Consider the following 7,869-nt stretch of genomic DNA (forward strand, 5'->3'; position numbering starts at 1 on the left):
CTGACACCCAGCTTACAAACGGCCGTTTTCTGCGAACTACGCGCTGTTGCGCCTTGTCATTTTCAATGTAAAAGCGTTTAATGTAAGTATTGTAAAGGCCTTTAAAAGGCGTTTTTTGATCGCAGGTTTTTAAGCGCTCACTTCATTATTAAAATAACTTATTACAGAAATTTTATTCTTTTCCGTTAACAAACTTAATGCATAAACATTTGAATACAGCGGCAATACAACTCAGACTGTGGGTCGTCACAGTACTGCTGACTGTACTCGGCTTTGCATTGGTCGCTGAATTCTCCGATCATTCCAGCTACAGCGATGACACCGTCAGGGTGCGCGTGGCCGAAATCGTTGAATATACCGGCGATGGCGAATCACCTTTAAATTCGCCGCTTAACCTGATTCCTCCTCCCGCAAGCATGACGATTGCCTGCGTGATTCCTTTTGCGTTGCTGTGCCTCTCTCGCCGTCGCGTGGCCCCACGCCCGGCGATTGTCCGCCACCTGCATTCACGCGCCCCGCCTGTCGCACACTAAGGTGTCATCCGCGTTTGCGCCTGAGCATGGCGCGCGCTGAGCCTGATCACCCATACGCCTGATCCCCCATAAGGTACGCGTTGGCTTGCGCCTGAAACAAGCAACTACCCAGAAAAACTACCTTAGCCACTGCGGACCACCCAGGTTGTATGTTGACAAACAGGTTCTCGCCCATGCCATGTACGCACACGGATCACCCGTTATCTGCGTTACCTTTTCTTCATTATTCGATACACACAAACACTATGATTAAACAGCACTCAATGATTAGGCACCTGGTTGTTTTAGGCTTTCTTGGCAGCGTGCTCAGCGCCTGCCACAAAGAGGAAGAGCACACGGAAGCGCCTCCCAAACTCGAGGTCACTACACCATGGCACAAAGACACCATGATTACCAAGGAATATGTCTGCCAGATCCATGCCATACAGCATATTGAATTGCGCGCGCTGGAACGCGGTTACCTGCAAGAGGTATTTGCCGGTGAAGGCCAGATCATCAAACAAGGCCAGCCCATGTTCAAGATCATGCCGAATGTCTATCAGGTGGATTTACTGAAAGCGCAGGCCGAAGCCAAAACCGTGCAGCTTGAATATGAAAATACCAAAGCCCTGGCCGAGAAAAACATCGTCTCGCCAAACGAGCTGGCATTAGGCAAAGCCAAGCTGGACAAGGCCAATGCCGAAGTACAGTTAGCACAAACGCACCTGAACTTTACCAATATCAATGCGCCGTTTACCGGCATCATGGATCATTTACTGGTACGAAAAGGCAGCTTGCTCGACGAGGGCGACCTGCTGACGACGCTGTCTGATAACAGCCGCATGTGGGTTTATTTCAACGTGCCTGAAGCAGAATACCTGGACTTTAAAATTCACCAGAAACAGGAAAAAGGCGTACCGGTAAAACTGCGCATGGCCAATGGTGCGCTTTTTGACCAGGCCGGGGCGATTGAAACCATCGAAGGTGATTTTGATAACAAAACCGGCAACATCGAGTTCAGGGCCGACTTTCCGAACCCTAACCGCCTGCTACGTCACGGCGAGACAGGAACGATTCTGATGGAAGTGCCTTTCAAAAATGCCCTGCTGATCCCGCAAAAAGCCACGTTTGAAGTGCTGGACAAGACCTTTGTCTATGTCGTCACTAAAGAACATAAGGTCGAACAGCGCATGATCGAAATCGCCGCCGAACTGCCACATCTGTTTATCGTGAAATCCGGCCTCAAAGACACTGACACCGTGTTGCTGGAAGGCTTGCGCCGCGTTAAAAACGGCGAAAAAATCGACACCGACTACAGAACTCCTGAAAAAGTCATTCCTGAGCTGGAATTGTACGCAGAATAAAAAGGCGAAAAAACATGTTAAACATCTTTCTCAGACGGCCGGTGATGGCGATTGTGCTATCGCTGGTGATGGTTTTCCTCGGGTTTCTGTCCATCAAAACCCTGCCAATTTCACAGTTTCCGGAAATTGCCCCGCCCCGCGTGATCGTGACGCTGGCATTCCCTGGTTCCAGTGCCGACGTGCTGGTACAGTCCTCGCTGATTTCCATCGAACGGGCGATCAACGGTGTGCCGGGCATGAAATATATTGTGTCTGACGCCACCAGTGCCGGTGAAGCCACCATCCAGGTGATTTTTGACCTGGGGGTAGACCCAAACGCCGCCATGGTGCTGGTGAAAACCAGGCTGGACCAGGTGATGAGCAAGCTGCCGCCCCTGGTACAGCTGGAAGGGGTCATCGTCAATACCGTACAGCCCAGCATGTTGATGTATGTGAACCTCTACAGTAAAGATAAAAACGCCGACGAGAAATTCCTTTTCAACTACGTCAATGTCAGCGTGATTCCCGAGATTCAGCGCGTACACGGCATTGCACAGGCGCAAAACCTGGGTAGTCGCCAGTTTGCCATGCGTATCTGGCTGAATCCGGAGCGCATGCGTGCCTACAAGGTTTCCAGCAAAGAGGTGATGGATGCGATCAGTAGCCAGAGTGTGATTGGCCGTCCTGGCCGCCTCGGACAGAGCTCGGGGATTTACGCCCAGTCCAAAGAGTATGTATTGATTTACAAAGGCCGTTATAACAAGCCGGAAGAGTATGGCAACATTATTATCCGCGCGGACTCCAATGGTGAGATCCTGCACCTCAGGGATATTGCCAAGGTTGAACTCGGCAGTGAATTCTTTGACATTTACTCCAACAAGGATGGCTACCCATCCGCCGCGATTGTCCTCAAGCAAAACTACGGCACCAACGCCAGCGAGGTGATTGCTGACGTAAAAACCAAGATGGAAGAGCTGAAACAAAGCTTTCCGGCAGGCATGGACTATGAAATCAATTACGACGTCTCCAAGTTCCTCGACGCCTCGATTGAAAAAGTGATTCACACGCTCGCTGAAGCCTTTGTACTGGTAGCGCTGGTGGTGTTTATCTTCCTGGGTGACTGGCGCTCAACGCTGATCCCGACACTGGCGGTACCTATTTCACTGATTGGTGCCTTCTTTGTCATGAAGGCGTTCGGGCTCAGCATCAACCTGGTCACCCTGTTCGCACTGGTGCTCGCCATTGGCGTGGTGGTGGATGACGCGATCGTGGTGGTCGAAGCCGTGCATGCCAAGATGGCCTCTGACCATGTCGGCCCTTACAAAGCGGTGCAGCGTGTGCTGGGTGAAATCGGCGGTGCCATTGTCGCGATCACCTTGCTGATGACTTCGGTATTTATCCCGATCACCTTTATGCCCGGCCCGGTCGGCGTGTTTTACCGCCAGTTCGCCATCACCATGGCCTCTTCGATCGTGTTGTCCGGCATCGTGGCGCTGACCTTAACGCCGGTGCTATGCGCCATGATCCTGAAAGACACCCACGGCCAACCTAAACGCAAAACGCCTATCTCGGTGTTTCTGGATGGCTTCAACTGGGTATTTGAAAAGGTCACCGGCCGTTATACCAACTTCCTGGAAAAAGTCGTGACCCTGCGCTCGGTGACGTTTTTAGTGCTGGCGCTGTTTTCGGTCGGCATTTTCTATGTCGACAAAGTGTTGCCTGCCGGGTTTATCCCGGGTGAAGACCAGGGCATGATTTACGCCATTATTCAAACGCCGCCGGGCTCCACCCTGGAAACCACGAATAAGGTGGCGCGGCACTTGCAAACGCTCGCCAAACAAGTGGAAGGCGTGGAATCTGTTTCCTCACTGGCGGGCTATGAAGTGTTGACTGAGGGGCGCGGTTCAAACGCGGGTACTTGTATTATCAACCTCAAGGACTGGTCAGAGCGCAAGCAGTCGGTGAAGCAAATCATTGCAGAGCTGGAAGAAAAAACCAAAGACTTTGGCGCAGTGGTGGAATACTTCCAGCCACCGGCAGTGCCTGGTTACGGTGCGGCCTCCGGTCTTTCACTGCGTTTGCTGGATAAAACCACCAGCGCGGATTACTACGTGTTTGACAAAATCAACAAGGAGTTCATGCAGAACCTGGGCAAGCGCAAGGAATTGACCGGCTTATTCACTTTTTATGCCGCCAACTACCCACAATATGAGTTGATCATCGACAACCAGTTGGCGATGCAGAAAAAAGTCTCTATCGAAGATGCCATGAACAACCTGGATATCCTCATCGGTAGTACTTATGAGCAGGGTTTTATCCGCTTTAACAACTTCTTCAAAGTCTACACCCAGGCCGGGCCTGAGTTCCGTCGTTACCCAAGTGACGTGCTGAATTACTTTGTGAAAAACGAAGATGGTGAAATGGTGCCTTACTCGGCCTTTATGACCCTGAAGAAGCGCCAGGGCCCTAACGAGATCACCCGTTACAACCTGTATAACTCTGCCGCGATCCGAGCAGAACCGGCTCCTGGTTACACCACTGAATCGGCGATCAATGCCGTGAAAGAGGTTGCCCATGCCACCCTGCCTAAAGGCTACGATATCGCGTGGGAAGGCCTTTCTTACGATGAAGAAAAACGGGGCAATGAAGCGCTGATGATCTTTATCGTGGTGCTGGTGTTTGTCTACATGGTGCTCGCCGCACAGTATGAAAGCTTCATATTGCCGTTTGCAGTGATTCTCTCGCTACCGGCAGGTATTTTTGGCTCCCTGTTCCTGCTCAAGATAACAGGGCTCGCCAACGATATTTACGCGCAGGTCGGCCTGATCATGCTGATTGGCCTGTTAGGTAAAAACGCGGTGTTGATTGTGGAGTTCGCGGTACAAAAACATAGCCAGGGCATGTCTATCCGCGATGCGGCGATCGAAGGTGCAAAAACCCGTTTTCGCCCTATTTTGATGACCTCGTTCGCCTTTATCGCCGGCCTGATCCCGCTAGTGATTGCAACCGGCGCGGGCGCAGTGGGCAACCGTACCATCGGTACTTCTGCGATGGGCGGCATGCTGTTCGGTACCATTTTTGGCGTGATCGTGATTCCGGGTCTTTATTATATTTTCGGTACACTGGCTGACAAAAAATCGTTGATCCGCAAGGAAGAGACTGAGCCGCTGACTGAAACCTATCACTACAATACCCATCAGGAAGATGACGATGAAGAGTAAACAACTGCAATGGATGGTCGCAGGCGCAGTCTCACTGATGCTGCAGTCGTGCGCGATACCCTTAATTAATACCAAGCAGGCTGATACCACCTTGCCGACGCACTACCAGGAGGCAGTCGCGCCAGCCGGCAATAGCGCTGAAGTGAGCTGGAAAACCTTCTTTGATGATGAACACCTGATTTCGCTGATCGATATCGCGGTGGCCAACAACAAGGAAGTCAACATGATGGCGCAACGCATCAGCGTCGCCCAGAATGAAATCCAGGCCCGGCGTGGTGAATACCTGCCGTTTGTCGGCATTGGTGCCAGTGCGGATAAAGAAAAAGTCGGCGAATATACCCGTAACGGCGCGGTGGAAGAATCGCTGAAAGTGAAAGATGGTAAATCTTTCCCTCGCTTTGTCGGCAACTACCAGTTTGGGCTGACGGCTTCATGGGAGCTGGATGTCTGGCAGAAACTGCGTAACGCCACCAAGGTGGCAGTGACCGAGTATATGGCCAGCATCGAAGGCAAAAACTTCCTGGTGACCAACCTGGTAGCGGAAGTGGCGAATGCGTACTATGAGCTGGTCGCGCTCGATAACGAAGCAGAAACCCTGGACCAGAATATCAAGATCCAGCAGAACGCACTGGAAGTGGTCAAGCAATTGCAGATTTATGCGCGTGCCAACTCACTGGCGGTGAGACGGTTTGAAGCTGAGGTGAAAAAGAACCAGAGCCGCCAGTTTGTGCTGAAACAGCAAATCGTTGAAACCGAGAACCGGATCAACTATCTGCTGGGCCGGACATCGCAACCGATCACCCGCTCGTCGGTACACTTTATGGATATGCAGCCGAAGATGGTGGAAGCCGGTGTGCCTTCCGAGTTATTGGCTAACCGTCCTGATATTCGCCAGGCCGAGCTGGAACTGTCTGCGGCCAAACTGAATATTTCAGTCGCCAAAGCCAACTTCTACCCCTCATTCTCCATCCGCGCCGGCTTGGGTTTTCAGGCATTTGACCCTAAATACCTGCTGAATATGCCGCAATCGATCATGGCCTCGCTAGGCGGTGACCTGGTCGCGCCGCTGGTGAACCGCAACGCGATTGAAGCGCAATACAAGAGTGCCAGCGCCATGCAGGTACAAGCGGCTTTTGATTACGAGCAAAAGATCATCAATGCCTATATGGAAGTGGCGAACCAGGTATCCAATATCGACAACCTGGACAAAAACTATCAGTTGAAGAACAAGCAGGTAGAAGCATTGACGCAATCCATCGATGTCGCCAACCAGCTGTTCAAAGCTGCACGCGCCGATTACATGGAAGTGTTATTGACGCAACGCGATGCGCTGGACGCCAAAATGGAGCTGATCGAAACCAAGCAACAACAGGTTTCGGCAGTGGTGAATCTGTATCGCTCGCTGGGTGGTGGCTGGAAATAAAACGTAAATAGAGGCGCCTAGCATTTAGCATTTGTTTGGCAGTCTTACTTAGCGCGATTGAACAGAGACTCCTCTCACCACAGCCACAACGTGGTGGTTTTAAAATGGGTCCCCTATCTGACGCGCCGAGTAGCGCAGGCAGCGTGGGAGTTGTCGGCCAGCGTCTGTTCGAGTTCCGCAACAAGCCACGTTCTATGTGGCTTGTCAGGGCGAGTTTCGTTGGCCGCCCACGTTGACGAGCAACGCAGGATAAAAGCGGAAGCTAGGGTGCCCTTTCTTTTGGTTACTTGTTCTTTGGGCAAGCAAAGAAAATTAACTCGCCTAAGGGCGAAAAGGGATAGTAAGGATTCGAAGAAATACTGAATTAGTACTCAGTAAGTGCGACGCTTGTTTGTTATTGAAAATAAGCTAAGCATTAACGTTGCTTGAATTCTAGCCTGCGCCAGAATGACGATTCGCTACAGGGCGCGTTTACTCAGTGCAAGCATGTGTGCGGAGTGAGATGAAATATCAGGGACTTATTCAAAATCCGGGTCAGCAGGCAAATTTCCATTATGAACCAATGATTCCCTGTAACGCAGATACGCGTCCCGAACGAACAGATACTGATCTATCGAAATATCGTCAAGAATTTCCGATGTGGTTAATTGATCACTTCTGGCATTGGTTATTTGTAATGCGGTCAAAGAGTAATAAAGTGAATTATCTGATACCAATGCTTGTGGTGTAACAGCAAGATTACTCACGAGGGTAGTGGTATCTCTCACAGAAGATGGTCCAAAAACTGGCCAGACAATGTATGCCCCTGATCCCACTCCCCAATATCCAAGCGCTTGCCCGATATCCTCGTTGTGCTTTTCAAATCCAAGTGGTGTCGCCACATCAAATAGTCCAAGCACCCCAATCGTACTGTTGGTAGCGAAACGCATCAGATCAGACGTGCCATCGATTTGCCTACCCTGAAGAAAAGAGCTGATAGCAGACAGTAAATCACGCGGATTCGCGTAAAAATTACGCACACTTTGCCTCACTGAACCTGGTACTACTTTCTGATAACCTTTAGCAACGGGCTTTAATACTACTTCATCTAATTTTTGATTAAATGCAAAGGTTTTTCGATTCACTTGCTCCAATGGGTCTGGATTACCTGCAGTTGCACATCCGGATAATGCTGCCAGCGTCATCAAGTGCATCATATTTACTACTCTCATCTGTGCTACTCCTCTTTGAAGCTTAAATGCTTCCTGTGCACCCTATTCCTAGACCCTGACAAGCCTGACAAGTTGCTAAATAAAAAATTATCGCGTGGCTATTCGGAAATCAATCTCTGCATAACCCTGGTGTTAAGACCAGGTTACTTCAAACCGGCA

General features: G+C 50.6%; 5 protein-coding genes. 4 read left to right on the forward strand and 1 reads right to left on the reverse strand.

The features are described 5' to 3' along the window. The first annotated feature begins 197 nt into the window (after nt 1-197). The 4 genes from VK958_RS11720 to VK958_RS11735 all read left to right on the forward strand — a co-directional run bounded on the left by VK958_RS11720 (nt 198) and on the right by VK958_RS11735 (nt 6,499). On the forward strand, nt 198-533 hold the full coding sequence (locus tag VK958_RS11720; protein WP_325241531.1) for a hypothetical protein: 336 nt from the start codon (nt 198-200) through the stop codon (nt 531-533). A gap of 263 nt (nt 534-796) precedes the next feature. Beyond that, nucleotides 797-1,876, forward strand: a complete 1,080-nt coding sequence (locus VK958_RS11725) for an efflux RND transporter periplasmic adaptor subunit (protein WP_325241533.1) — start codon at nt 797-799, stop codon at nt 1,874-1,876. A gap of 14 nt (nt 1,877-1,890) precedes the next feature. Continuing rightward, nucleotides 1,891-5,076, forward strand: a complete 3,186-nt coding sequence (locus tag VK958_RS11730) for an efflux RND transporter permease subunit (RefSeq protein ID WP_325241535.1) — start codon at nt 1,891-1,893, stop codon at nt 5,074-5,076. Further along, nucleotides 5,066-6,499, forward strand: a complete 1,434-nt coding sequence (locus VK958_RS11735) for a TolC family protein (RefSeq protein ID WP_325241537.1) — start codon at nt 5,066-5,068, stop codon at nt 6,497-6,499. The genes VK958_RS11730 and VK958_RS11735 overlap by 11 nt, the downstream gene beginning before the upstream one ends. A 518-nt stretch (nt 6,500-7,017) precedes the next feature. On the opposite strand, the gene VK958_RS11740 is transcribed toward VK958_RS11735, so the two are convergent. After that, nucleotides 7,018-7,710, reverse strand: coding sequence for an MlaA family lipoprotein (locus tag VK958_RS11740; RefSeq protein WP_325241539.1), 693 nt, complete (start codon nt 7,708-7,710; stop codon nt 7,018-7,020). Between the last annotated feature and the right edge of the window lie 159 nt (nt 7,711-7,869).

Source organism: Methylophilus sp., assembly GCF_035460085.1.
Lineage (GTDB): Bacteria > Pseudomonadota > Gammaproteobacteria > Burkholderiales > Methylophilaceae > Methylophilus.

What these genes read in the sequence shown, in the direction of transcription:
- VK958_RS11720 (WP_325241531.1), top strand. Translation starts at nt 198, where the DNA reads ATGCATAAACATTTGAATACAGCGGCAATACAACTCAGACTGTGGGTC.
- VK958_RS11725 (WP_325241533.1), top strand. Translation starts at nt 797, where the DNA reads ATGATTAGGCACCTGGTTGTTTTAGGCTTTCTTGGCAGCGTGCTCAGC.
- VK958_RS11730 (WP_325241535.1), top strand. Translation starts at nt 1,891, where the DNA reads ATGTTAAACATCTTTCTCAGACGGCCGGTGATGGCGATTGTGCTATCG.
- VK958_RS11735 (WP_325241537.1), top strand. Translation starts at nt 5,066, where the DNA reads ATGAAGAGTAAACAACTGCAATGGATGGTCGCAGGCGCAGTCTCACTG.
- VK958_RS11740 (WP_325241539.1), bottom strand. Translation starts at nt 7,710, where the DNA reads ATGAGAGTAGTAAATATGATGCACTTGATGACGCTGGCAGCATTATCC.